Annotated in this window: 25 protein-coding genes; 10 read left to right on the top strand and 15 right to left on the bottom strand. The window is 71.2% G+C overall.

What is annotated here, in order from left to right; all coding sequences use genetic code 11:
• Position 1: 1 nt before the first annotated feature.
• Positions 2–562: a hemerythrin domain-containing protein gene (locus DNK53_RS12905; protein WP_110182744.1), complete on the bottom strand. Its 561-nt coding sequence runs from the start codon at positions 560–562 to the stop codon at positions 2–4.
• Between the two features lie 58 nt (positions 563–620).
• Complete coding sequence (locus tag DNK53_RS12910; protein ID WP_110182745.1) at positions 621–1,343, bottom strand: PaaX family transcriptional regulator C-terminal domain-containing protein; 723 nt, start codon at positions 1,341–1,343, stop codon at positions 621–623.
• A 70-nt stretch (positions 1,344–1,413) separates the two neighbouring features.
• Between DNK53_RS12910 and DNK53_RS12915 the strand changes: the two genes are divergently transcribed.
• Both DNK53_RS12915 and chrA read left to right on the top strand, forming a co-directional pair.
• A complete protein-coding gene (locus tag DNK53_RS12915; protein ID WP_110182746.1) occupies positions 1,414–3,039 on the top strand; it encodes an acyl-CoA dehydrogenase family protein in 1,626 nt (541 codons plus the stop codon).
• Between the two features lie 22 nt (positions 3,040–3,061).
• Positions 3,062–4,429 carry a chromate efflux transporter gene (gene chrA, locus DNK53_RS12920; RefSeq protein WP_110183142.1) on the top strand — a complete coding sequence of 456 codons (1,368 nt, stop codon included), beginning with the start codon at positions 3,062–3,064 and terminating at the stop codon, positions 4,427–4,429.
• 166 nt (positions 4,430–4,595) lie between these two features.
• Here the strand turns inward: chrA and DNK53_RS12925 are convergent, their stop codons facing one another.
• Positions 4,596–5,297 (bottom strand): hypothetical protein, encoded by a 702-nt coding sequence (locus DNK53_RS12925; protein ID WP_162599927.1) that lies wholly within the window; start codon positions 5,295–5,297, stop codon positions 4,596–4,598.
• A gap of 369 nt (positions 5,298–5,666) precedes the next feature.
• Entirely contained in the window at positions 5,667–6,533 is an 867-nt protein-coding gene (locus DNK53_RS12930; protein WP_110182748.1) for an aldo/keto reductase, read from the bottom strand.
• A gap of 268 nt (positions 6,534–6,801) precedes the next feature.
• Between DNK53_RS12930 and DNK53_RS12935 the strand changes: the two genes are divergently transcribed.
• The 6 genes from DNK53_RS12935 (at position 6,802) to DNK53_RS12965 (ending at position 11,235) form a co-directional block, all read left to right on the top strand.
• Positions 6,802–7,155: a DUF1801 domain-containing protein gene (locus DNK53_RS12935; protein ID WP_110182749.1), complete on the top strand. Its 354-nt coding sequence runs from the start codon at positions 6,802–6,804 to the stop codon at positions 7,153–7,155.
• 647 nt (positions 7,156–7,802) lie between these two features.
• Positions 7,803–8,189 (top strand): ArsR/SmtB family transcription factor, encoded by a 387-nt coding sequence (locus DNK53_RS12945; RefSeq protein WP_110183143.1) that lies wholly within the window; start codon positions 7,803–7,805, stop codon positions 8,187–8,189.
• On the top strand, positions 8,189–8,971 hold the full coding sequence (locus DNK53_RS12950; protein ID WP_110182751.1) for a cation diffusion facilitator family transporter: 783 nt from the start codon (positions 8,189–8,191) through the stop codon (positions 8,969–8,971). Before DNK53_RS12945 ends, DNK53_RS12950 begins: the two co-directional genes overlap by 1 nt.
• On the top strand, positions 8,971–9,660 hold the full coding sequence (locus tag DNK53_RS12955) for a cation diffusion facilitator family transporter (protein WP_110182752.1): 690 nt from the start codon (positions 8,971–8,973) through the stop codon (positions 9,658–9,660). Before DNK53_RS12950 ends, DNK53_RS12955 begins: the two co-directional genes overlap by 1 nt.
• Complete coding sequence (locus DNK53_RS12960; RefSeq protein WP_110182753.1) at positions 9,653–10,324, top strand: methyltransferase family protein; 672 nt, start codon at positions 9,653–9,655, stop codon at positions 10,322–10,324. Before DNK53_RS12955 ends, DNK53_RS12960 begins: the two co-directional genes overlap by 8 nt.
• A complete protein-coding gene (locus DNK53_RS12965) occupies positions 10,324–11,235 on the top strand; it encodes a cation diffusion facilitator family transporter (protein ID WP_110182754.1) in 912 nt (303 codons plus the stop codon). The genes DNK53_RS12960 and DNK53_RS12965 overlap by 1 nt, the downstream gene beginning before the upstream one ends.
• A gap of 243 nt (positions 11,236–11,478) precedes the next feature.
• Here the strand turns inward: DNK53_RS12965 and DNK53_RS12970 are convergent, their stop codons facing one another.
• The 10 genes from DNK53_RS12970 to DNK53_RS13015 all read right to left on the bottom strand — a co-directional run bounded on the left by DNK53_RS12970 (position 11,479) and on the right by DNK53_RS13015 (position 22,322).
• Entirely contained in the window at positions 11,479–12,351 is an 873-nt protein-coding gene (locus DNK53_RS12970; RefSeq protein WP_239456521.1) for a F510_1955 family glycosylhydrolase, read from the bottom strand.
• Positions 12,352–12,485: 134 nt separating this feature from the next.
• The gene (locus DNK53_RS12975; protein ID WP_056863919.1) at positions 12,486–13,133 is read right to left on the bottom strand and encodes a DUF305 domain-containing protein; all 648 of its coding nucleotides are present in this window, start codon (positions 13,131–13,133) and stop codon (positions 12,486–12,488) included.
• A gap of 134 nt (positions 13,134–13,267) precedes the next feature.
• Positions 13,268–13,783 carry a hypothetical protein gene (locus DNK53_RS12980; RefSeq protein WP_162599928.1) on the bottom strand — a complete coding sequence of 172 codons (516 nt, stop codon included), beginning with the start codon at positions 13,781–13,783 and terminating at the stop codon, positions 13,268–13,270.
• Positions 13,784–13,809: 26 nt separating this feature from the next.
• Positions 13,810–16,182 carry a heavy metal translocating P-type ATPase gene (locus DNK53_RS12985; RefSeq protein ID WP_110182756.1) on the bottom strand — a complete coding sequence of 791 codons (2,373 nt, stop codon included), beginning with the start codon at positions 16,180–16,182 and terminating at the stop codon, positions 13,810–13,812.
• Positions 16,183–16,495: 313 nt separating this feature from the next.
• Positions 16,496–17,188 carry a DUF305 domain-containing protein gene (locus DNK53_RS12990; RefSeq protein WP_239456522.1) on the bottom strand — a complete coding sequence of 231 codons (693 nt, stop codon included), beginning with the start codon at positions 17,186–17,188 and terminating at the stop codon, positions 16,496–16,498.
• A 100-nt stretch (positions 17,189–17,288) separates the two neighbouring features.
• A complete protein-coding gene (locus tag DNK53_RS12995) occupies positions 17,289–17,696 on the bottom strand; it encodes a four-helix bundle copper-binding protein (protein ID WP_056863916.1) in 408 nt (135 codons plus the stop codon).
• Positions 17,697–17,791: 95 nt separating this feature from the next.
• Positions 17,792–18,262 (bottom strand): hypothetical protein, encoded by a 471-nt coding sequence (locus tag DNK53_RS13000; protein WP_162599929.1) that lies wholly within the window; start codon positions 18,260–18,262, stop codon positions 17,792–17,794.
• A gap of 632 nt (positions 18,263–18,894) precedes the next feature.
• Positions 18,895–20,790 carry a YhgE/Pip domain-containing protein gene (locus DNK53_RS13005; protein WP_110182758.1) on the bottom strand — a complete coding sequence of 632 codons (1,896 nt, stop codon included), beginning with the start codon at positions 20,788–20,790 and terminating at the stop codon, positions 18,895–18,897.
• Positions 20,787–21,644 carry a hypothetical protein gene (locus DNK53_RS13010; protein WP_110182759.1) on the bottom strand — a complete coding sequence of 286 codons (858 nt, stop codon included), beginning with the start codon at positions 21,642–21,644 and terminating at the stop codon, positions 20,787–20,789. The genes DNK53_RS13005 and DNK53_RS13010 overlap by 4 nt, the downstream gene beginning before the upstream one ends.
• A gap of 363 nt (positions 21,645–22,007) precedes the next feature.
• Complete coding sequence (locus DNK53_RS13015) at positions 22,008–22,322, bottom strand: S1 family peptidase (RefSeq protein ID WP_110182760.1); 315 nt, start codon at positions 22,320–22,322, stop codon at positions 22,008–22,010.
• A 5-nt stretch (positions 22,323–22,327) separates the two neighbouring features.
• On the opposite strand from DNK53_RS13015, the gene DNK53_RS17565 reads away from it, so the two are divergent.
• Complete coding sequence (locus tag DNK53_RS17565; RefSeq protein WP_162599930.1) at positions 22,328–22,642, top strand: hypothetical protein; 315 nt, start codon at positions 22,328–22,330, stop codon at positions 22,640–22,642.
• Between the two features lie 293 nt (positions 22,643–22,935).
• Here the strand turns inward: DNK53_RS17565 and DNK53_RS13030 are convergent, their stop codons facing one another.
• A complete protein-coding gene (locus DNK53_RS13030; RefSeq protein WP_110182763.1) occupies positions 22,936–24,114 on the bottom strand; it encodes an acyl-CoA dehydrogenase family protein in 1,179 nt (392 codons plus the stop codon).
• A 136-nt stretch (positions 24,115–24,250) separates the two neighbouring features.
• Here DNK53_RS13030 and DNK53_RS13035 point away from each other — a divergent pair, with 136 nt between their 5' ends.
• Positions 24,251–24,943 (top strand): TetR family transcriptional regulator, encoded by a 693-nt coding sequence (locus DNK53_RS13035; protein ID WP_110182764.1) that lies wholly within the window; start codon positions 24,251–24,253, stop codon positions 24,941–24,943.
• The last annotated feature ends 16 nt before the right edge of the window (positions 24,944–24,959 follow it).

The following is a 24,959-nucleotide window of genomic DNA, read 5'->3' on the forward strand; positions in this document are numbered from 1 at the left end:
GTCACGAGGGGCGGCCGAGCACCTGGTTGACGGCGTCGCGGGTGCGGTCGACCAGCGACGCGAGCGGGCCGGCCATGAGGTTGGTCGTCATCGAGGAGCCGACCGAGGGGTGCGGGTGGGTCGGGGCGAGGGCGGCGGCGACCTTGACGGCGCTGGCCATCTTCTCGCGCTGGGCCTGGTCGACCTCGTCGCGCAGCAGCGGGAACTCCTCGCGCTCCTCGGCCGCGGCGTGCTCGAGCACGGCGGTCTCGAGGGCGGCGAAGACCCCGTCGAAGCCGGGGGCGTCGACCTTCATGCCGTCGAGCTGGGCGAGCAACTTCTTGGACGCCGTCTCCTCCGCCAGGCGGGCGTCGACGACGTCGTTGCCGCCGTCGGCGAGCCGGGCGCGCGGGTGGGTGACGAGCTCCTCGGCGGTCTCGTGGACGGCGAGGAGCCGGCGCAGGTCCTCGAAGGCCTGCTGCTTCGCCTGGCCCTCGCTGGCGCGGACGGTGGCGAAGAGGTCACGGATCTGCTGGTGCTGCTCGAGCAGCAGGTCGACGACGTCGGGGGCGGTGGAGGCCACGGTTCTTCCTCTCGGGGGGCGGGGCGGTCGATCCGCGTCGTACCCAGTTCGGCGCCGGTCACCCCGACTGCGCCAGCAGCTCGACCTGGTAGGCGGCGTACCTCCTGCGCGCCTCCTCGGCGGGCCAGCCCGCCGGCAGCAGCGCGGCCGGCAGCAGCGGGTCGTCGGCGAGCAGCCGGACCAGGTGGGCCGCGACGGCGAGCCGGCGCGCGGGGTCGGGGGTGTGCTCCAGGGTCGCCAGCGTCTGCGCCACCTCCGCGGCCCACGCGGGGAGGTCCCACAACCGGGCGGCGAGGGCGGCCGGGTCGTCGACGGGGCCAGCGTCGAACCGCTGCAGGTCGTCGTCCGGCGGGAGCGGCCGGGCCAGGTTGGCGGGGCGCAGCCAGACCCCCTCGCGGAGCTCGGCGAGGCGCGCGGCGGCCAGCCGGGCGCGGGTCGCGGCCCGGTCAGCGGGCGCACGCCCGGTCGCGACCACGACGACCATCTCCCAGCCGCCGTCCCAGGCGACCACGCGGTCGCGCTCCCCCTGCCGCTCCCAGCGCGCGAGCATCCGCTCGCCGAGCCGGTACGCCGCTCCCTCGCGCCGCAGCTCGCCGGCGGCGACCGCCCGGCTCAGCGCCACGCGGGCGGTGGCCTCGCTGATCCCGACGTGCGCGGCGCAGCGGACCAGCTGCGCCGCCCCCAGCCCCTCGGCCGGGGCGCCGAGCAGCAGGCTGAGGAGGGCCGAGCGCGCGGAGAGCGGCCGGTGCACCTCGGCAGACCGGGAACGCTGGGCAGGCATGACAAGTGAGCCTACACTTGTCGGCAGATTCGTAAGGCGTCTCGCGGCGCCACGTCGGAGGGAGCCCGCCATGACCGCCACCCACGAGGTGACCAACCAGGTCCCGCCGCTGGAGGGGCACGACACCAGCGCCGACCCGGCGCTGCGCGAGGGCCTCGAGCGCGAGGGCGCGGGCTGGGCGCTGGAGGAGGTCTCGGCGCTGGGCCGGCTTGCCGGCACTCCCGAGGCGCAGGAGCTCGGCCGCCTCGCCGAGCGCCACTCCCCCGTGCTGCACACCCACGACCGCTACGGCCACCGCGTCGACGAGGTCGTCTACGACCCCGCCTACCACGAGCTGATGCGCACCGCCGTCGAGCACGGCCTGCACGCCGCCCCCTGGGCCGACGACCGCCCCGGCGCGCACGTCGCCCGGGCCGCGAAGTTCATGGTGTGGAACGTCGACGCCGGCCACGGCTGCCCGATCTCGATGACCTACGCCGTGGTGCCGGCACTGCGCGAGAACCCCGACCTGGCGGCCCGGTTCGAGCCCCTGCTCACCAACCGCGCCTACGACCCCGGGCTGCGCGACCCCGCGACGAAGCGCGGGCTGGTCGCCGGCATGTCGATGACCGAGAAGCAGGGCGGCTCCGACGTCCGGGCCAACACCACCACCGCGACGCCGCAGACCGACGGCACCCACCGTCTCGTCGGACACAAGTGGTTCACGAGCGCCCCCATGTCCGACTTCTTCCTCACCCTCGCCCAGGCGCCGGGCGGCCTCTCGTGCTTCCTGGTCCCCCGCGTCCTGCCCGGCGGCGAGCGCAACCCGCTGCGGCTGATGCGCCTGAAGGACAAGCTCGGCAACCGCTCCAACGCCTCCTCGGAGATCGAGTACGACGGCTCCGTCGGCTGGCTGGTCGGCGAGGAGGGCCGCGGGGTGCGGACCATCGTCGAAATGGTCAACATGACCCGGCTGGACTGCGTGATCGGCTCCTCGATGGCGATGCGCAACGCCCTGGTCCGCGCCTCCCACCACGCCCGGCACCGCTCGGCCTTCGGGCGCTCGCTGGTCGACCAGCCGCTGATGCGCAACGTGCTGGCCGACCTCTCGCTGGAGTCCGAGGCGGCGACCACCGCGATGCTGCGGCTGGCCGGCGCCACCGACCGCGCCGTGCGCGGCGACGAGGGCGAGGCGGCCCTGCGCCGGCTGGCGCTGGCCGTGACGAAGTACCTGGTCTGCAAGCGGGCGCCGTCCGCCGTCGGCGAGGCGCTGGAGTGCCTCGGCGGCAACGGCTACATCGAGGACTTCGACATGGCGCGGCTCTACCGCGAGGCGCCCCTGCTCTCGATCTGGGAGGGGTCGGGCAACGTCGCCGCCCTCGACGCGCTGCGCGCGATGGCCCGCGAGCCGCACACCGTCGAGGCCTACTTCGCCGAGGTCGAGCAGGCCTCCGGTGTCGACTCCCGCTTCGACGACGCCGTCGCCCGCCTCAAGAAGGAGCTCTCCTCGCCCGACGACCTCGAGGTGCGCGCCCGCCGCGTGGTCGAGCAGCTCGCGCTGGTCTTCCAGGGCTCGCTGCTGCTGCGCCACGCACCCTCCGCGGTGGGCGACGTCTTCTGCGCCTCGCGCCTCGACCGGGACTGGGGCGGCGCCTTCGGCACCCTGCCCTTCGGGCTCGACCTGGCGCCGCTGGTGGACCGGGCGGCGGCCGGCTGAGCCGACCCGTCATCCTGTGGCCATGCCGCAGGAGCAGGAGCAGCACTCCCACGACGTGATCCCCCTGCGGGAGGCCACCCGGACCTGGTTCGCGATCTCCCTGCAGACCTTCGGCGGCCCCGCCGGGCAGATCGCGGTGATGCAGCGGATGCTCGTGGAGGAGCGGCGCTGGATCGGCCAGCAGCGGTTCCTCTTCGCGCTCTCCTACTGCACGCTGCTGCCCGGCCCCGAGGCCCAGCAGCTCGCCACCTACGTCGGGTGGCTGCTCAACGGCGTCAAGGGGGCGCTGGTCGCGGGCACCCTCTTCGTGCTGCCCGGGGTGGTGGCGCTGCTGGTGCTGTCGGGCGTCTACGTCGCCTACGGCGAGACGCCGTTCGTCGAGTGGCTCTTCCTGGGGCTGGCGCCCGCGGTGGTCGCGATCGTGCTGCAGGCGGTGGTGCGGGTCGCGCGGACCGGGCTGACCCACCCCGCGATGGCCGGGGTGGCGCTCGCCTCCTTCGTCGCCCTCACCCTCTTCGCCGTCCCCTTCCCCGCCGTGGTCGCGGCGGCGGCGCTTGCGGGCTGGGCGCTGGGGCGGGCGCTGCCGGGCCTCCACCGGCCGCGCCCCACCCCGCACGCCGACGGACCGGCGCCACTCGTCAGCGACGACGCGCTGCACACCGAGCGGCCGTCGGGGCGTCGCAGCGCGCTGGTGCTGGCCGTGGGACTGACCGTCTGGTGGGCTCCCGTGGTCGCGGCCGGCGTGCTGCTGGGCCGCTCGAGCGTGCTGGTCGACCAGGGCCTCTTCTTCTCCGGGGCCGCGCTCGTGACCTTCGGCGGGGCCTACGCGGTGCTGGCGTACGTCGCCCAGCAGGCCGTCGAGGTCTACGGGTGGCTGGCGCCCGGCGAGATGGTCCGCGGCCTCGCGCTGGCCGAGTCGACCCCGGGGCCGCTCATCATGGTGGTGCAGTTCGTGGCCTTCGTCGGGGCCTACCGCTCCCCCGGCGACCTCGACCCGTGGCTCGCCGCGGCCCTGGCCGCGCTGCTCACCACGTGGGTCACCTTCGTGCCGTGCTTCCTCTTCATCCTGCTCGGGGCGCCCTACGTCGAGCGGCTGCGCGGCAACCGCGCACTGGCCAGCGCGCTGGGCGGGATCACCGCGGCCGTGGTCGGCGTGATCGCCAGCCTCGCGCTCTTCTTCGCGCTGCACACGCTCTTCGACGCGACCACCCTGCTCACCGCCGGACCGCTGCGGCTCGAGCTGCCCGTGTGGGGATCGCTGCGCTGGCCGGCCGTCGCCCTCACGGCACTCGGGTGTCTGCTGGTCCTGCGGTGGCGCTGGTCGGTGCTGCGCACGCTCGGGGTCTGCGCTCTCGCCGGGATCGCGCTGGGGGCGCTCGGCGCTGCCTGACACTCCAGCCCAGCGTGTCCTCGCGCGCTGGGCCGAGGTCCGGAACCTCGCACTTTGAACGTTCCGGGCGGAGGCATTCCGCCCACTTAGACGCGACTGCACCAAGTCCCGAGTCAGAGTATGCCTTCGAACTCGGGGGCTTGGCCGTCCGGAGCAGGCGTGAGGGCTACGAAGCGCCGGTCGGACACATTGGGCACGCCGACAAGCCGAGGTCGTCACGGATCCACTTGTGAATCTCGGCCACGCTGGCGTCGTGGTCGGCCAGATCGGTCGGCTTATAGATGTGTCCAACGAGGTCTGACGGCATGGCGGGGACGCTCTTGTCTCGGAGGATCGCGCACCTGCGCCCCGTCATCAACATGCCGCCGATCTCGATCAGCACGTTCGAGTTGAGCACGCCGTCCGCGCTGTCCATGAGGACGATCGCGTACTTGCTGGCCCACATGTAGGTGACCACGTTCGCCCACAATGTGTCCTCGGCCATCCCGTCGCTCGCGACCTGGAGCGCCAAACCGTGAGCAGCCGTCGCTTCCCGCAACTTTGGGATCAGCAGCGCGAAATGGTCCTCCGGACCCTTCGGGAACCGGGTGATCAGCATGACGTTCTGCTCGAAAGGAGCGGTGTCCAAGATCCGCTGGAGTCTAGGAGCCGCGCCCATCGGGCCGAGAAAGGGCGGGATCAGCGGGTGGTGCTGCTCGCCGAACTCGGAGCCGGGAGCCTGACCGAGGTCGAGCGCCAGGGCGTGGGCCGGCACGTGACCGGCCTTCTCGGTAAGACGTGCCTCGCCAGCGGGCGTTAGCGACCAGACGTCTTTGTCGGGGCGCATCAGCAGTTTCTGGGCTCCCAGACGGCTGAGCGTCGCGCTCACGTTCGCGATCGGCGGCAGCCGGAGTTGCAGCAGAAGCTCCGAGACGTCCCGAGTAGTAAACGTCCCATCATCGGACCTCATCGACGCCAAGGAACCGATCGCCAAGGCCTGAAGGGGACCGGGGAGCCCCTGAAGACGGAGCCGAATACTCTCGCCTGAAGCGCCCCGGCCCTCGGCCTTACTCAACTCTCCGTCGTCCCTGCGAGCGACTGAATCAGTTCACCCGTGGCCTCCATGCCGGGCTTGGTGCTCTTGACCTCGCGCTGTCACGCGGGTTCCTGCGCGCAGGTCAGCCGTTCCAGACCCCGGTGTGCGTGTCAGCCCCTGTGGGTCAACGCGGGCCAGCGCGGGCAGCGCGGACTGGGCGGGTCAGTCGGCGTCCAGCGCGGCAAGCTCGTCGGGCTCGAGCACGAGGTCGGCCGCGGCCGCGGAGTCCGCGATCGACTCGGGCCGCTTGGCCCCGGGGATCGGGACGACGCACGGCGACTGGGCCAGCTCCCAGGCCAGGGCCACCTGCTGCGCGGAGACGCCGCGCCGCTGGGCCACCTCGGCGAAGGCAGGGTGATGCGCGGCGAGCTCCTTGGCGTCGCCCAGGCCACCCAGCGGGCTCCACGGCAGGAAGGCGAGACCGAGCTCGGCGCAGACGTCGATCTCGGGCCGGCTGGAGCGGAAGGCGGGGCTGAACTGGTTCTGCACGCTGACCAGCGAGTCGCCGAGCACCGCGTGCGCGTCGCGGATCTGCTGCGGGTCGGCGTTCGAGAGCCCGATCGCCGCCACCTTGCCGCTGGCGGCGATCTCGGCGAGCGTCCCGATCACGTCGGCGTAGGGAACCTGCGGGTCGGGCCGGTGGTGCTGCCACAGGGCGATCTGCTCGACGCCGAGGCGGCGCAGGCTCGCGTCGACGGCGGAGCGCAGGTGCTCGGGGCTGCTGTCGGTCCCCCACCCGGCCCCGTCGGTGCGCACATGGCCGCCCTTGGTCGCCAGCACCACCTCGTCCCGGACGCCGAGCTCGTCGAGCAGGCTGGCGACCAGCGTCTCGTTGACGCCCTGCGCCTGCGCGCCGGCCTCCTCCGGCCCGTAGGCGTCGGCGGTGTCGAGCAGGGTAACGCCGTGGTCGAGCGCGGTCCGCAGCGTGTCGAGCAGCTGCTCGCGCGGCTGCTCCCCGCTCTGGGTGAAGGTCATGAGGCCGAGGCCGACGGCGCCGACCTGCCACGATCCGAGAGTGCGTGTGTGCATGACCACGACCCTACGGAGCCGGCCCTGACCCGGTCAGCGACGACCGAAGGCCCGCTCCCCGGCCTCCGGTGGATCCGCTAGCCTGACGGCGGTCGGTGAGCCACCGACCGCGCCTCCACGTGGCAGGGCCACGTGAATCATCGCGGAGAGCACCGAGCGCCGGGCAGAGAGCCGGAGCCGCTCGGGACATGTCCGGATGGGGTGCGACGCACCCGTGCGTCGACTTCATTCGACCGGTGCCCGGCACCGGCAGACGAGAGGACACGACATGTCGGCCAAGGACGAGAAGAACCTCGAGCAGGTCACCGCCAAGATCGCGGAGATGGACGAGCCGGTCCGTTCCCTGATGCGGCGCGTGCACGACGTCGTCATGGCGGCGGCCCCCGACCTCAAGCCGCGCATCTGGTACGGGATGCCCGCCTACGCGCGGTCGGCGAGCACTCCCGCGCTGGTCACGCTGCGTCACGACGAGCGGCTCAACCTGGCCCTCACCGAGAAGGCGCCCTTCCGCGCGGCCGGAGGTGCGGACGGGACGCTCATGCCGGCGGCGTGGTACTTCAAGGAGGTGGACGCCGCCACGGAGGAGCGGATCGCCGAGATCGTCCGCTCGGTCGTCGACTGACACACGCCCCCGGAAGCGGGAAGTGGTCACTCGGAGGGGTGGACGGGGTGTCCGAACCTCTCCGAGTGACCCCTTCGTCGCCGCATCAGCCCAGGAGCTTGCGAGCCATCACGACCCGCATCCACCGCACGTCGTCGCCGTGGGTTCGCATCCACCGCACCTCGGCCCGGTGGGTGCGCATCCAGGACACCTCATCGGTATGGCGCTGCGCCCACGTCATCATCCTTGGGCTCGACGTCCCGGCTGCTGGCTGAGCCGACACGGTGGTGGCCGCGGGGTCAGAGCTGCTCCGGCCGAGGGCGTAGGAGCCACCCATGAGACTCAACAGCACGACGACGACGATCAGGGCTATCCAGCCGCCTCGGCGCATGTGACGTCGGGGTTGGGGCGAGTCAGACATGCTCACCACCTCCACCTTTCATCGTGCCCGTCTCCGCTGGTCGGCGGACGAGGCAGAGGTCCTGCGGGAGTGGGGGCGTCTGTCACTCGTTCCGGGCGCGCGGACCGCGGAGAGGTGCGGACGCAGCCTTGCCGGCTCCGTACCGCCTGTCGGTCGCGGCCGACGCCTCCGGGACAGCTCCGGGGCTTGCTCGTCGGACACCGCCACCGCAGGGACGCGTCGAGAGTGCTAACATCGCCGGACTATGATGCCAACGACCGATGCTGCTACCGCTCCCGCGCCTCCCGACTCGCTCGAGCGCGCGGGCCTGGAAGCGGCTGGCTGCCTGTTCCACGGCTTGAGCGACCCGAACCGGCTCATCATCCTTCGCCACCTCGCCCTCGGCGAGCACCGCGTCGTCGACCTGATGGCGCACCTCGGGCTCGCGCAGTCGACCGTGTCCAAGCACCTTGCCTGCCTCAAGGACTGCGGCCTCGTCGACTCCCGTCCCCAGGGCCGCGCGTCGCTGTTCTCCCTGACCCACCCCGAGGCCGTCCTCGAGCTGCTCACCGCCGCGGAACGGCTTCTCGGCCTGACTGGCGACGCTGTGACGCTGTGCCCGAACTTCGGCACCGCCACCCGCAAGGACGCCTGATGACCGCCCACGTGCACACCCCCGCCGCACTCACCGCCGACGACAAGGCGCGTCTCGGTCGTCGCGCCCAGCTCCTCGCCGGCGCGTCCGTGGCCTACAACCTGATCGAGGCGGTCATCGCCATCACCGCCGGCATCATCGCGGGGTCAGTCGCACTCGTCGGGTTCGGACTCGACTCAGTCGTCGAGGTCTCGTCCGGGCTCATCATCTTGTGGCAGTTCCGCCACCGGCTCCCCGAGTCCCGCGAACAGCAGGCGCTGCGCTTGATGGCGCCGTCGTTCTTCGCGCTCGCCGCCTACGTCACCTTCGAGTCGGTTCGCGCCCTGCTCGGCGACCACGACCCGGACACCTCGACGGTCGGCATCGCGCTGGCCGCGGCGTCGCTGGTCATCATGCCGTTCCTGTCCTGGGCCCAGCGGCGCACCGGCAAAGCCCTCGGCTCGAACGCGGTGGTCGCCGACTCCACGCAGACGCTGCTGTGCACGTACCTGTCCGCGGTTCTGCTCGTCGGGCTCCTCCTCAACGCGACCCTAGGCTGGTCGTGGGCCGACCCCATCGCCGGCCTCATCATCGCCGCCGTCGCCGTCAAGGAGGGCCGCGAGGCGTGGCGCGGGGAGAACTGTGGCTGCGGACCCGTCGGTCTCGGCGCAGGCGCCGAGGACCCGGATGACGGTTGCTGCAGCGGCGGCACGTGCACCGACGGGTGCTGCACACCCGCCGACCAGAACGACGAGCCCACCGCCCCGGGTTCCGAGGTGTTCGAGATCGGCAGGCGACCCTGATGTCTCGACCCACGCACAACCTTCCCGGCTCTCCTTCGCTGACCGACGCCGAGACCGAACGGCTCACGCGCCGCGGGCTGCGGCTGGCTCAGTTCACCGTCGCCTACAACATCGTCGAGGGAGCGGTCGCCATCACCGCCGGCCTGATGGCCGGACTCGTCTCCCTGGTCGGGTTCGGTCTGGACTCCGGCATCGAGTCCGCCGCCTCCGTCCTGGTCGGGCTCCGGCTCGCAGCCCGGCTTCGGCACGGCGAGGCCGACGAGGCCAAGGAGCGACGGACCCTGAAGGCCGTCGCCGTCACGTTCTTCGTGCTGGCCGCATACGTCGTCTTCGAGGGCATCCGGTCCCTGCTCGAAGACGAGCCGCCGGAGAACTCGATGGTCGGCATCGTGCTGCTCGCCGCGTCGGTGTTCGTGATGCCGCTGCTCGCACGTGCCAAACGCCGCGTCGGAGAACAGCTCGGCGGAGACCCGCTCATCCTGGCCGACGCCGCCGAGACCCGCATCTGCGTCCTGCTCAGCATCTCCACGCTGGTCGGTCTCGGCCTGTACGCCCTCACCGGCGCCGCGTGGCTGGACCCCGTCGCCGGGTTCGTCATCGCCGCTTTCGCCGTCCACGAAGGCCGCGAAGCGTGGGAAGGCGAGCTCGTCGAGGACGACGACGACGAACAGGATGAGGACGATGACTGAACTCGGCAACGACGCGGTCGACGTGGCAGCTCTGGCCATCTACGCGGTCTACCTCGGCGTCGGTTTCGGACTACGCACCTGGGTTCAGTGGCGCCGCACCGGCGACACCGGCCGGCGAGGCATCTCCGGCCGGTTCGGTTCCCCCGAGTGGTGGGCTGGCGTCCTGTTCACCGTCGCGCTGGTGGCCGGCGTGCTGGGCCCAGTGACCGCCCTGCTCGGACTCGAGCCGGTCGCAGCCCTCGACGCAGCGCCTGTCCAGCTGCTCGGCTTCGCGGTGGGGGTCGCCGGCGTGCTCGCCACGTTCCTCACACAACTCGCGATGGGCACCAGCTGGCGCATCGGCGTCGACGAGACCGAACGCACCGACCTCGTCACCGCCGGCCCGTTCGCCCTCGTGCGCGACCCCATCTTCACCGCCATGGCCACCACCGGCCTAGGCCTCGCGCTCATGGTGCCCAACCTGGTGGCGCTCCTCGGGTTCGTCCTGCTGCTCGCCGCACTGCAGCTGCAGGTGCGCGTCGTTGAAGAGCCGTACCTGCTGCGCACCCACGGTCCGGCGTACGCCGCCTACGCGGCCACGGTGGGCCGGTTCGTCCCCGGGCTCGGACGAGTCCCGGCCGAACCCGCCACCCGCAGTCCCCAGCCGACCCAGGAAGTCCTCTGATGGGCGCCGGACACAGCCACGGCCCCCCGGCCGGTCACGCCTGCGGGCGGCACCGGTGGCGTCTCGCGGTCTCCTTCGGCCTCATCGCCGTCTTCTTCGTCGTCGAGCTCACCTACGGCCTGCTGTCCGGGTCGCTGGCGCTGCTCTCCGATGCCGGCCACATGGCCGCCGACGTCGTCGCCCTGGGTGCCGCGCTCGTCGCCACCCGCATCGCCACCCGCCGCGACACCACGGGACGTCGCACCTACGGCTCGTACCGCGCCGAGGTCTTCGCCTCCGGCCTGGCCGTCCTCCTCATGCTCGGCGTCGCCGTGTACGTCGTTGTCGAAGCCGTCGGTCGCGTCGGCGACGACGTGACGGTCGAGACCGGCCCGATGCTCGTCGTCGGTGCGCTCGGCCTGGCCGTCAACGTCATCGCGATGGTCCTGCTGCGCGGCGGCGCATCGGAGAGCCTCAACGTCAGGGGCGCCTACCTCGAGGTCGTCGCCGACACCGCCGGGTCCGTCGGCGTCATCGCCGCCGGGCTCCTCGTCGCCGCCACCGGCAACTCAAACTGGGACACGCTGGTGGCACTCGCCATTGGCACGTTCGTTGCCGTCCGTGCGGTCATGCTCGGTCGCGAAGTCCTCGCCGTCCTCGGCCAGCACGTGCCCGCTGGCATGGAGATGGACGACGTCACCGCCGATCTCGAGGCCATCGACGGTGTCGACGACGTTCACGACCTGCACGTGTGGACCCTCACCTCCGGCATGCACGTGGCCACCGCGCACCTCGTCGCCCGTGACACGACCACCGCCGCCTCCGTGCTGACCGAAGCACGGCGGGTGCTGCGCGCCGGCCACGGCATCGAGCACGCCACCCTGCAGGTCGAAGCCGCCGTCGACCGCGGCTGCCAAGAACTCGACTGGTAGCGCGACGACCGACCCGGCAGCCTGCGCTCGCAGGCCGGTGTGAAGCGTGCTCCCAAGGACACGCCTCCTCTCATCGCCGAACCCTGCTGGACACTTCGACGTGACGCTGAAGCCTGGGGTCGATCAGGCCGGGACCTCGACTGAATCAGCCGGACCCTCCTCGATGCGGGCGCGCCTGGCCGAGATGAGTGCATCTCGTTTGATCAATGTGGGCGGCGTGCTGTGGCTCCTACGTGCGAGCAGTCAGGGGCTGTGGGTGATCAGCGGCTGCCAGGTTTGGCCGTCATCGGTGGACTCGTACACGCCCTTCTCGGTGGCTGCGTGCCACCTGCCCGCTACGGCGTCAAGTGCTTCGGCGGGCCCGTCGAGCTGGCCTGCCTTCTGCCACTGGACGGCGTCGGAGCTGGTCATGACCGTGCCGTCGGCGCCGATGCCTACCAGCGGTCCGTCGGGCTGCCAGTCGATGGCCGTGAGCGTTGGCGCCCCGGCTACTGGGCGGGGCTCCTGCCCGTCGGTGGAGCGGACAAGGGCGCCGCGGTCGGTGGTGGCGTAGACGGTGTCCGGGTCGGCGGGATCAGCGGCGAGATCGTAGAGCGGCTGCGTGCTGAGGGTGGTCCAGTTCTTGCGGTCGGTGGTTGTGAGGAGCGACCCGCTCACGGAGTCGTAGGCGTAGATGCGGTCGCCCGCCGGTTCGATGGCGTGCAGGTCGGCGTCGCCGAGCAGCGACACTGTCTCCCACGTCTCGGCGCCGTCGGTGGACTCGATCAGTCCCAAGCTGGCCGGGAGTCGTTCGCGCAGGTCGGGATGGCCGGACCCGAGGAAGTGACCTGGGCCCACCACGGCGAAGCCCATGGTGTCCTGCCATCGGTCGGCGACCCGTTCGGGCGTCCCGTCCTGGCCGACGCGGAAGACGCCGAAGTGGGAGGCCACGTACAAGGTGCCGTCGCCTGGGTCGACGCCGAGGCCGTGCACGTGGCCCAGCGCCGTGTCCTCGGCAGCGTTCGGCGCCCCCGGCGGGGTCGGGCTGTCGCCGGTGCCGCAGCCGGTCAGGACGAGAGCGGCGGCTCCGACGGTGAGAACGGTTGCGGTCATGCGGCGTTGCGGGCGGTGGAACATGACACTCCGGGTGGGGGTGAGTGGGTCTGGGTGGGTGGGTGGTCTACGCGGTTCGGGGACAACCCGGTGGTGCAGGGCGGTCACCCGACATGGGGTGACCGCCCCGCCGCGGACGAGCGCGGATGCTTGGTGCCTCAGGAGCCGAGCAGCGAGTTCATCTTCTCGATCTCGGCCGTCTGCGTGTCCACCACATCACCGGCGAGGTCGACGGCCGGCTTGTACTGGCCGTTCTCCTGCTGCTCCTGGGCCATCTCGACGGCGCCCTCGTGGTGCTCAACCATCATCTCGAGCCACATGTTCTGGAACTCGGCGTCGGAGGCGTTCTCGAGCTCGTCGAAGTCCTCGCCCGACATCATGCCGGGCATGTCGGAGGCCAGGCCGTCCATGGAGTCACCCATCCCACCCATGTCGTGCCCGGCGTTGGAGTGGTCGCGCATCGTCGCGGGGATCTCCTCGTCCCAGTCCTGGAGCCAGTCGCTCATGGTCTCGATCTCGGGGCCCTGGGCCTCGCGGATGTCGTCGGCGAGCTGCTGCACCTCGGGGTCGAGGGTGCGGTCGACGGTCAGGTCCACCATCGAGAGGGCCTGGGCGTGGTGCTGGATCATGTCGGTCGCGAAGGCGACGTCGGCGTCGTTGTGGTCGGTCTCGGACACCTGCGCGGACGTGTTGCCGGGCGCCTCGTCGTTGCCGCACGCGGTGAGCGTGAGTGCCAGGCCGAGGGTCAGGCTGCCGAGCAGCAGGGTGGGCCGGCGTACGAGCGCGGCGGGTCGGGGGTAGCGCATGAGGTGGTTCTCCTGTTCGAGGTCATCAGGGTCAGGCAGGTCGGGTGCGCACCGCTCGGGCAGCACTTGATCCAGGCGCGCGACAAGGTGCAGGCGCAGCAGGGACCGTGCTGGGTCGGCGGGCTACCTGCCTGTTAGCACCTGATGACGGAGAACTGCCACACGGGCGGTGGGCCGGTGCCGCGGACCCGCCGCTGGACCCGGGCGCGTACGGCGGCGGGTGCGAACGTGGCCGGCAGCAGCGGCCGCCGAACGCCGACGGCCAGCAGGACGAGCAGGGTGAGCGCCGCGCCGGCGAGCATGACGACGCACAGCATGGCCATGCCCGCCATGTCGTGTCCCGAACCCGAGCCCCGGTCAGCCTCGGTGCGCACGGCCGTGGTGCCTGTGGCGGGTTCCGCGGCGTGGGCGTGGGCGTGGTGGGAAGTGCTGGCCACCATCTCCGCGGCGTGGGCAGGCGCCGTCATGCCGGTGGCAGCCACTGGCGCGACGGTGGTGCCGTGGCTGGTGAGGGCGTGCATGCCGAGGATGCCGACAACGAGGGCCACGACGAGCGCTGCCAGCGCAGTGGGGCCGCTGACGCGCGCAGCCGCCGGCACCCGCAGGGGTCTGCGGGTGCCGGCGGCGGTGGTCCTGGGCGCGGGGCTCATCGGGTTCGATGCTACGGACGGCGCGGTCAGCCGAGCCGCTGGGTGCGCAGTCGCAGGGCGTTGATGATGACGCTGACCGACGACAGGGCCATGGCGGCCGCGGCGATGACCGGGGACAGCAGCCACCCGAACACGGGGTAGAGGACGCCGGCCGCGATGGGGATGCCCGCGGTGTTGTACGCGAAGGCGAGAAAGAGGCCCCTGCGTACGTTCGACATGACGGCGTGGGAGAGCTGGCGGGCGTGGGCGATGCCGTTGAGGTCGCCGCGGAGCAGGGTGACACCGGCGGACTCGATGGCGACGTCGGTGCCGGTCCCCATGGCCAGGCCCACGTCGGCGGCCGCGAGGGCGGGGGCGTCGTTCACTCCGTCGCCGGCGAACGCGACAACGCGGCCTTCGGCGCCCAGGCGGTTCACGACGTCTGCCTTGTGGTCGGGCAGCACCTCAGCCTCGACGCGTTCGATGCCGAGGTCGGCGGCGACGGCCTGCGCGGTGACCTGGTTGTCGCCGGTGAGCATGATGACCTCGATACCCTCCTTGCGGAGCGCGGCCAGGGCGGCGGGGGTGGTGTCCTTGACCTGGTCGGCGATGCCGATGACGCCGGCCGGCTGCCCGTCGATGGCGACGAGGACGGCCGTGGCGCCGCTGCGGCGCAGCTCGTCCGCCGGCCCAGCCAACTCTGCCGGGTCGACGCCCTGGCTGGTGAGGAACCCGGTCGTGCCGATGAGCACCCGGCGGCCTTCGACGGTGCCGAGGACGCCCTTGCCGGCGGGCGCGTCGAAGTCAGCCACCTCAGACAGCCTGCCGCTCGACTGGGCCTGGGCCTTCTCGACGATGGCGCGGGCCAGGGGGTGCTCGGAGGCGTTCTCAACCGCGGCTGCGAGACGGAGCAGCTCGTGGGCGTCGTGGCCAGTGGCGGGGTGGATGGCGGTGACGGCGGGCTTGCCTTCAGTGAGGGTGCCGGTCTTGTCGACGACGACGGTGTCGACCTTCTCCATCCGCTCGAGCGCTTCGGCGTTCTTGATGAGGACACCCATCTGGGCGCCGCGGCCGACGCCGACCATGATGGACATGGGTGTGGCCAGGCCGAGAGCACACGGGCAAGCGATGATGAGGACGCTCACCGCGACCACGAGGGCGTGCGCCAGCTGCGGGTCGGGTCCGACGAGGGCCCAGACGACGAACGCGAGCACGGCGATGCCGATCACGGTGGGCACGAACACCGCGGAGACCCGGTCGACGGTGCGCTGGATGGGGGCTCGGGAGCGTTGCGCCTCGGCGACCATGTTCACGATGCGGGCCAGCATCGTGTCGCGGCCTACCGCGGTGGCGCGCACCAGCAGCGCGCCGGTCTGGTTGAGGGTGCCGCCGATGGCGTTGTCGCCGGCGTGCTTCGTCACCGGCATCGACTCACCGGTGACCAGCGACTCGTCGACGGCGGAGTTCCCGTCCTCGACGAGGCCGTCGACCGGGACCTTCTCGCCGGGGCGCACGCGCAGCAGGTCGCCGAGCTGGACCTGGTCGAGGGTGACTTCTTCGTCGGTGCCGTCGTCGCGGATGCGGCGGGCGGTCTTCGGGGAGAGGTCGAGGAGCGCCTTGATGGCACCCGAGGTCGCCTCGCGGGCGCGGAGCTCGAGGACCTGGCCGAGCAGGACGAGGGTCGTGATGACGGCGGCCGCCTCGAAGTACACGTCGACGGCGCCGTCGGTGCGGAAGGCGTCGGGGAAGATGCCGGGCGCGACGGTGGCGACGACGCTGAACAGCCAGGCGACGCCGGTGCCCATCGCGATGAGGGTGAACATGTTCAGGTTCCGGGTTCGCACCGATGCCCAGCCGCGGACGAAGAACGGCCAGCCGGCCCACAGCACCACCGGGGTGGCGAGGGCGAGCTGGATCCACGTCGACCCGGTCGCGGAGACGTTGTCGTGCAGCCACGGGACGAGGTCGCGGCCCATGCCGAGGATGAGGACCGGGATGGACAGGGCGACGCCGATCCAGAACCGACGGGTCATGTCGCGCAGCTCCTCGGAGGGCCCCGCGTCAGCGGTGACCATCACGGGTTCGAGGGCCATGCCGCAGATCGGGCAGGTGCCCGGCCCGTCCTGCCGGATCTCGGGGTGCATCGGGCACGTGTACTCGACCACCTCGGCACCGGATGCGGCCGGAACCGGCTGGCTGGGTGCGCTGCCGGGGGCGCTGCCGGGGGCGCTGTTGGACGCGTGGAGGAACGCCTCCGGGTCCGCGAGGAACCGGGACCGGCAGCGCTCGGAGCAGAAGTGGTGGGTGACGCCTTCGTGCTCGGCGACGTGCTCGGTCGTGGCGGGGTCGACGTCCATGCCGCACACGGGGTCCTTGACCGCTCCGCTCTGAGCGGTGACGTGGTGCTGGTGGCTGCTCATGACTCGATAATACCCCCTGGGGGTATGTTCGCAACCCCCGACTCGGTGGTGGGCGGGTGAGGTGTGGCGAAGCGGTCGGGGTCGCCGTCGTACTCGCGTTGGCACCCGTCGGAGCAGAACCACACGGTGCGTCCGAGCCGTTCGAGGCTGGGCCCGGTCGGCTCGACGGCCACGACGCTCAGGCGGGGGTGGATGAGGCGATGAGCGCCATCACCAGGCTCGTCCGTTCGTGACAGACATGCGTCCGCGCCGGGTGGTGGAGGCCTGACCGAAGAGTTGTGGACCCCGGTCAGGTCTCCAGACGCGAGAGAGATCAGCGGGCCACGTTGCCGACCAACGGGAGAGCGAGAAGCGCACGCAGGAGTGTCTGCGCGGCGCGCCATGCGTCCCGCTGCCCCATGGCCGAGCCCTCGAAGTCCGGGACCGGTCGCTGCTCGGCCTCCTCCGGAGTGGTCGCCGGGCCGTTCTCCTCGATGTCCTGGACCAGCCAGTCCATCTCCTTGATCTCCTTGCGCTGCGCGGCGGTGATGCCGTCGGCCAGCTCGCGCACCCGGACGTCCTCGATGCCCGCCCTCTCGCTGGTCAGGATGGCGATCGAGTGGTGCGGGATCATCGCCTTCATGTAGCTCTCGTCCTCGACGAGCGCCTGCGAGCGGGACAGATAGAGCGCCGTGCCGCCGAGAAGGAGCGCGCCCACGACGATGGCCACGTTCACCGTGCGGTTGCGGTACATCATCCCCCACATGAAGGCCAGCATGATGAGCGCCATCGCCGCGCCCATGAGCAGCGCCATGTAGAGGCGCTCCTCGCTGAAGCGGACATGGTCGGCACTGAAGGCGTTCGTGTACGTGAGTGCGAACATCACGACAGTGGACGTCGCGATCATCAGGCCGAACCTGAGGTACATCTTCGCCTCGTGCCGTCCCCCGTGGTCCTCACCGCTGTCGCTCGTGTTGTGGTCCTCGTGCTGGTGGTGGTGCTGGTCGTCCTGCTGGTGCTGAGTCATGGTCGTCGGTCCTTCCAGTCTGTGAGCCGCGCAGCGCGTGAACGGCGCGCCCGATGGCCGGACCCCGTGGGGCCCGGCCATCGGCCGGTGCGGTCGGTTCTCAGCCGATGGCGGCCAGCAGGCGGTTGCAGGCGTCCTCGCAGCGGCGGCAGGCCTCGGCGCAGATGCGGCAGTGCTCGTGCATCTCGGCGTGCTGCTCGCACTCCTCGGCGCAGGACTTGCACGCCTGCGTGCACGCTTGGAGCACGGCCCGGGTGATGTTCGCGTCGTAGCCGGTGTGGCGTGACAACACCCGTCCGGTGGTCTCGCAGATGTCGGCGCAGTCGGCGTTCGTGCGGATGCACTTGGTCAGGTCGGCGACCATCTCCTCGCTGAGGCACGCATCGGCGCACGCGGTGCACGTCTGGGCGCACTCCACGCATGCGGCCACGCACTGTGCCAGGAGCTCGCGGTCGGCGTTGATCTCGGCGGGGTAGGTCTTCATCATCTCGGTGATCGTGCTGGACATTGTCTTCTCTCCGTCTCTCGTTGGTGTGGACCTGCTGTACGGGTGTGCGTAGTGGCGTCACGGCCAAGCCGTGGCGCAGGCGAACGCACCAGCCCTCAGGTCCGGATCACCGGAGAGAAGCGAGGCGGATCTCGGGGCGGAGGGCCCCTGAGCACGCGCGCGAGCCAGGAGGCGGGAAACGTCAGCCGCGGTGACAGTGCTGCAGTCGCGTGTGTTGACCCAGGCCACCATCCGCGGCGATGCAGAAGCACCGCAGCGGCACACAAGATCGCCAAGCAGGCGCCGAGCAGGTGAAGCGTGTGAGCGGCAGTGCCGCCGTCGTCGCTGCTGTGGTCGGGCCGGACGGTCAGAACCTCGCCAGCGGCCAGCCGGGGGTCCGTCGGCACGGTCAGGCTGTCGGCCCCAGGGGCGGTGCCGGACGTCGCGGACCCGGAGGCCGACATGCCGACATGGCGCGCGAACACGTCATCGCCGGAGGCCCCCATCAGGACGAAGAGCGAGGCCATCACGCACGCAACCAGCCACCCATGGGGCCGCTCCAAGGACATCGTCTTGTGCGCGCGCATCAGCAACACCGTACCCAGTCGCCGTCCTCACATGCCGATCCGCCGGAACGGCGGCCGGCCGGCGCTCGTGCTCGTCGTCGAGCAGGATCACGGTCGCGGACGTGTCACACAAGCGACACACAGACCGTGCGGACGGGTGCGTCTCGGTGCTTGAAGATGCCGAACTCGGCCATTGTCACGTCGCGCCTGTCTGGCACCATGGCCACAGGAATCGCCGCTTTGGACCGCAAACCCGCAGGTCAGAGCTGTGACTGAATCCCTGCAAGGAGCTGCCGTGCCATCACGATGCGCTGGACCTGGTTGGTGCCCTCGTAGATCTGGGTGATCTTGGAAGCCACTGACACACACCCGCTCTCACCTGCGCAAACACCCGGCTGACCAAAGCCGCAGGTCACCGCGCCCACCGCCAGCGCCCGCAACGTCGGTCAGCTGCCCGCTCTCCTCGACGGAGCGGCCCTCCGGTTGACCGGCGACGAGGTCTCCGCACTAGACGAGTTCTCGTCCGGGCTTGGGGGCAAGACCTCACCTCCGTGAAAGCGCGCATCGCGACACGCGTCTGACACACAGGGTGTGCCGACGGGTGCTTTCAACCGCCATCTGGCGCCCAGTCTCTACTCCTTGCCCTGGGTCGCCTACATCTGCAGCTCAGGACTGACGACCTTGGGGGCCCAGACGCGCTGACGCCGTGCCGCGAAACTCGTCAGCAGAAGGGCTCCGAGCAGCCAGGCGAGCAGGACGGCGACGTCGCTCAAGACACGCGTGTGCAGTCCGCCGTAGATGAGCTGTCGCAGGCCGTCGACGGCGTAGGTCATCGGCAGCGCGTGGTGGACCGGATGCAGAGCCGCGGGCAGGGTCTGCCACGGGAAGGTGCCGCCGGCCGTGATGAGCTGGAGCACCATGAGTACGAGGCCGAGGAACTGGCCGGCCTTCCCGAACCACGCGGACAGGGCGTGCACGATGGACACGAACACGGCCGAGCTGAGGAGCAGGAACGCGAGTGCGCCTGGCATGTTCGCTGGCCGGATGTCGAGCGCACCGAACACGACCAGCGACATGACGGCCATCTGGACCAGTCCGAGGAGTGCGGGGGCCATCCACCCGCCGAGCGCGATGCGGGCGGGGTGCTGGTCGTTGGCCAGAGCGCGCGGCGAGAGAGGGCGTACGAGCAGGAACAGCACGTAGCCGCCGATCCACGCGGCGAGGCTGAGGAAGAACGGGGCGAGGCCGGCGCCGTAGGTGCCTGCGGTCGCATCGGAGCGTGAGGACACCTTCACCGGGTCGCCGAGAACCTGCGCGAGCTTGTCCCGGGTGGTGTCGTCGACGTCAGGAACCTGTTCGACGCCCTTGGTGAGACCGCGCTCGAGCTTCCTGGCGCCCTTGGCCAGCTTCGCCGTGCCCTTCTGGAGCTGCGTGGCGCCGTCGGCGAGCTGCCCGGCGCCCCTCTGCAGGCGGGTGGCGCCGCCGTGGGCCTGAGTGATGCCGTCGACGAGGGTCGGCACGTTGGCGGCGAGGGCCTCGTTGCCGTCGGCGACCTGGTCGGCGCCACTGGCGAGCTGGTCGAGCTTGGCGGAGGTGGCGCGGACTTTCTGGGTGCCTTCGGTGATGGAGGTGCCGAGGTCGTCGAACACGGCGAGGACGGCTCGGCGTTCGGAGGCGGTGAGCCCTGCCGCCTGCATGCGTTGCACGAGCTCTCGGCGGTGTCGGGCGCGGGCTTGGTCGATCGCGGTGGCTGCCCTAGCGGCTTCGTCACCGACGCCGGCGATCTGCTCGTTGGCGTCGGCGACCTGCCGCGCCCCTTGGGCGAGCTTGCGGGTCTGCTGTGGGAGCGATGCGGTCCCGGACACGAGCTGGTCGAGCCCGTCGGAGAGTTCTCCGGCGCCGGTGTCGAGCTTGGTGGCGCCGTCGGCGAGCCTGGTGGCGCCGGTGTTGGCCTCGTTGAGCCCGTCAGCGAGCTGGCCGGCGCCGTCGGCGGCTGAAGTCAGCTGGGTGCGGATGTCGCCGAAGCCGGTGAGAAACGCGGTCGCGGCCTCGGTGCCGACCTGGCGGGCCAACGCGTCCCGCACGCGGTCGGTGACGGTGCCGGCGATGGTGGTCGACAGGTACGAGTTCGCGTCGTTGGTCAGCAGGGACAACCGGGCTCGTTCGGGGTCCAGCGCCGCGGTGCTGGCCAACGAGGCCGAGAACCCGGCCGGGATGTGCAGCGCGAAGTCGTAGGTGCCGTCCTCGACACCCGTCTCGGCTTCCGACATGGACACCTGGTCCCAGTCGAAGTCGTTGCGGTCGAGGAGGTCGTCGCCGACCTGTCGGCCCGCCTCCAGGTTCGTGCCGTCGGGCAGCGTGGCCGGCTCATCGTCGATGACCAGCGCGGCTGGGACCTGGTTGAGGTTCCCGTAGGGGTCGAAGTTCGCCCACAGGTAGAGCCCGGCGTACATCGTCGGGACGAGGACCAGCGCGACGACCGCAGCCTTGGGGAGTCGACCGGCGAGGATGCGGCGGAGCTCGTTGAGTGCCATGCGGAACGACGTCACGACGACGCCTCCTTCTCGGTCGGGGCCGAAGCCGCTGGGGCGGTTTGAGCGCCGATGGGGAATTGGTTCGCCGCGCCGGGCAGGTGGGCCGCGGCTGTTGGGCTGGCGGTGACGAGCACGCCCGGTCCGCGACGGGCGGCGTCCTGAGCGACCTGCCACCAGCCTGCCGGCAGGGCGCCGAACCGCTCGGGGAGGGCGAGGACGAGGAAGCTTGGTTCGCGCAACAGGGCGAGCTCGGTCAGGAGCCGGACCCGTGCGACCGGTTCCAGGTCGCCGATGAGGTCATCGCCGTCGACCCGAAGCTGTGTGGCCTCGAGCCAGTCGGCGACGTTGCGCGACCAGGCCCGTCGTCCGCTCATCGCGAGCTCTTCACCGACGACGGCCCGCACGGGGAGTACGGGCTCGGGAGCAGTGACTCCGACGACGTCGACCAGGGACACCAGTCGCTGTAGCCGGCGGGTGTCGGCCACGCCGTCGATGAGTGTCCTGCCTTCGTGTCCGCTGAGCCGGCCGGCCATCGCCAAGGCGAGGAACGTGTGGCGGTCGTCTGGTTCGCCCACGGCGAGGCTCACCTCACCGGCGAGCACGTGCAACGTGGTGGGCGGCAGCAGCCATGCTCGACGCCGACGCACGGAGATGCCCTGGGCTTCGAGACGCGAGCCTTGACCTGCGTTCGGAACGGGGTGTGAGTCGCTGGCGTCAGCGAGGTCGGCGAGGTCGGCGAGGTCCGCGAGATCAGGGGCGTTTCTGGTGGGCGTCGTGCCGGGCGCCTCTGGCTCAGCTCCGTCTGCAGGCCCGTCGGGGGCGACTTCGTGGTCGAGGTCGGTGGGGTTCGACGGCTCGAGTTCAGGCATCTGAGGCTCCTGTGTGTGCGGCAGTGCTGCGGAGGGTAGGCGTCGGTCGGCGGCGGGTCGGCGTCGGGTTGCAGGCCTGACCCCTCGGAGCGGTGGGGTGCCCCGAGCCAGTGGTCATCGCTGGCATGTGGTGACCTCGTCAGCGGTCGTGCGCGCAGCGCCGGGGCGACTTCGCTCCCGCTGAGGACGTAGCCGGTGTCGGCGTCTGCGCGCTAGGACGCCACGATGACGCCCAGGACGTGGCCGTCCACGTCGACGAGCGGACCTCCGGAATTTCCACCACGCACCACCCCCCGGATGACGAGGGCGTCGTTCTCGTAGCGGCCCTCGCCCCAGATATTCGCCGCCAGCCAGGTGAGGCGCTCACAGTACCCGTGCGGGCCGCAGGGTCAGCGGCCGGTCGTTGGGGTAGCCGATGCTCACCGCAGCCTGGCCTCTGGCCGCGTCGGCGAACGACAGCACGTCACAGGTGACCCCGGGAACGTCCAGGACGGCAACGTCATGGAGCGGGTCGCAGTACACGACCGTCACGGGGAGCGTGTCGTCCCCGGCCTTCACGGTGATGCCGCGTGTGTCGTCGACGACGTGGGCGGCGGTCATCATCCGGTGGGGAGCGACGAGGAACGCGGTGCCCTCGTCGGCGGTGACGGGGCTCTCGCGGCTGATGACCTTCAGCACCGATCGTGCGCCGCGACGACGTCCGTGTCGCTCACCACGTCCTTGGTTGGGGGCGCCACGGGGCGGATCTTCTCGCGGGAGAACGCCTCCACGTAGCGTGGGAAGTCCTGCTCCTGCTCGAGGACGTCGACCTGGGCCTCATGGCCGCCGGCGGCGCGCTCCTCGGGCTCCTCCAGATGCTCGACCAGAACCCCCACGTCGACGACGGCGACGTCTCCGACAGGTTCACCGCCCGCGTCCTGCGAGCCCTCGGAATCGACGCCGACGAGGCAGACGAGCTCTGCGCCCGGCCACTCCCCCAGCTGCCTTCCCTCAGCTGACCACCGGCGGCTTCACACCGACCACCGGGCAGCGCCATCAGCGGTGCTCTCCTCGCCGCCTCGGGCGCCCTTGAAGTAGCTACCGCAGCTTCACGCGGGCTCAAGCAACCGGACGGCTGACTCCCGTCGCCGTGACTACTGGGCCGGTCGCGCCGTCACACAAGCGACACACAGCCCGTGCTGCCCGGTGCCATCGCACGCACACCAGGTGCCGAGTCACCATGACTGCAAGCCCGCTCGGCGAGGGCACAATGACCGTGCAATCGACGCCCAGCTTTCGGAGAACTCGCAGGTCAGAGCGTCGACTGAACCCCTGCAAGGAGCTGCCGTGCCATCACGATCCGCTGCACCTGGTTGGTGCCCTCGTAGATCTGGGTGATCTTGGCGTCGCGCATCATCCGCTCCACCGGGAAGTCCTGGGTGTAGCCGTAGCCGCCGAGCAGCTGGACCGCGTCGGTGGTGATCTCCATCGCCACGTCGGAGGCGAAGCACTTCGCGGCGGCGCCGAAGAAGCCGAGGTCGGCGTCGTCGCGCTCCGACTTGGCGGCGGCGACGTAGACCATCTGGCGGGCGGCCTCGAGCTTCATCGCCATGTCGGCGAGCATGAACTGGATGCCCTGGAAGTCGGCGATGTGCTTGCCGAACTGCTTGCGCTCCTTGACGTAGCCGACCGCGAAGTCGAGCGCCCCCTGGGCGATGCCGACGGCCTGGGCGCCGATGGTGACGCGGGTGTGGTCGAGGGTGCGCAGCGCCAGCTTGAGGCCGCTGCCGGGCTCGCCGATCACCCGGTCGGCGGGGATCCGCACGTCGTCGAGCAGCAGCTCGCGGGTGGGCGAGCCCTTGATCCCGAGCTTGCGCTCCTTCTCGCCGAAGGTGAAGCCCTCGTCGGTCTTCTCGACGACGAAGGCGCTGACGTTGTTGCCGCGGGCGCCGTCGGGGTCGGTGACGGCGAGGACGGTGTAGTACTCCGAGACGCCGGCGTTGGTGATCCACGACTTCTGGCCGTTGAGCACCCAGTGGTCGCCGTCGAGCCGGGCGCGGGTCCGCATCGAGGCGGTGTCGGAGCCGGCGTCGCGCTCCGAGAGGCCGTAGGAGAAGCCGGCGTGGCCCTGGGCCAGGGGCGTGAGGTACCGCTTCTTCAGGTCGTCGTCCCCGCCGAGGATCAGCGGCATCGAGCCGAGCTTGTTGACGGCCGGGATGAGCGAGGCCGAGGCGTCGACGCGGGCGACCTCCTCGATGACCAGGCAGGTGGCGAGCGCGTCGGCGCCCACGCCGTCGTACTCCTCCGGCACGTGCGGGGCGAAGAAGTCGGAGGCGACGAGGGCGTCGTGCGCCTCCTGGGGGTAGCGCATCTCGGCGTCGACCTCGGCCGCGTACGGCGCGATCCTGGCCTCCGCGACCTCGCGCACGGCCGCGCGCAGCTCCTCGTGGTCCTCGGAGAGCCGGTAGGTGTCGAAGTCGGGGTTGCTCATGTGTCCTTCTCTCGGGTCGCGACCGTACGGTGAGCGCCAGCAGCGGAACCGCAGAGGCACTCGATACCGTCCCTACGGTACTCAGTACCGATCAGTCACCCAAACCAGCCACACCCCACGACCCCCGGGAGCACGGATGAGCCGCAGTCGCGAACGCCTGGTGGAGGCCGCCTTCGCGCTCTTCGACGAGCGCGGCTTCGAGGAGACCACCGTCGACGACGTCGCCGAGCGGGCCGGGGTGGGCCGCACCACCTTCTTCCGGGCGTTCCGCTCCAAGGAGGACGTGATCTTCCCCGACCACGCGGAGGTGCTCGGGACCGTGCGCGACCGGCTCGCGACCGCGACCGACGACACCGCCCCCGTGGCCGTCGTCGAGGCGGCCCGGCTGGTCCTGCAGCACTACCTCGACGAGGGCGAGCGGGCCCGGATCCGCTACCGGCTCACCCGGAGCGTCCCCGCCCTGCGGGCCCGCGAGATCGCCAGCCAGCGGCAGTACCAGCAGGCCTTCCGCACCTTCGTCCACGCCTGGCTCGGCGACGCGCCGGGCAGCGACCTGCGCGCCGAGCTGATGGCCAACGCCGTGGTGACCGCGCACAACCACGTGCTCCGCCGCTGGTTGCGCGGCCGGATCGACCGGGCGGCCGCCGAGGCGGAGTTCCGCGACGCGATGGCCGAGGTGCTCCGCCTGCACGGCACGCGACGCGGCCCGGGCGACGGCGGGGACGCGGCCGGGGGCGAGGCCTCCCTGGTCGTGCTGCGGACCACCCGACCGATGGAGGAGCTCCTCCCCGCCCTCCGCGAGATCGCCGGACACTTGACAGAAAGGTAACCGCAGCGTTACCAAT

The organism is Nocardioides solisilvae (genome assembly GCF_003194625.1).
In the GTDB taxonomy this organism is placed as follows: domain Bacteria; phylum Actinomycetota; class Actinomycetes; order Propionibacteriales; family Nocardioidaceae; genus Nocardioides; species Nocardioides solisilvae.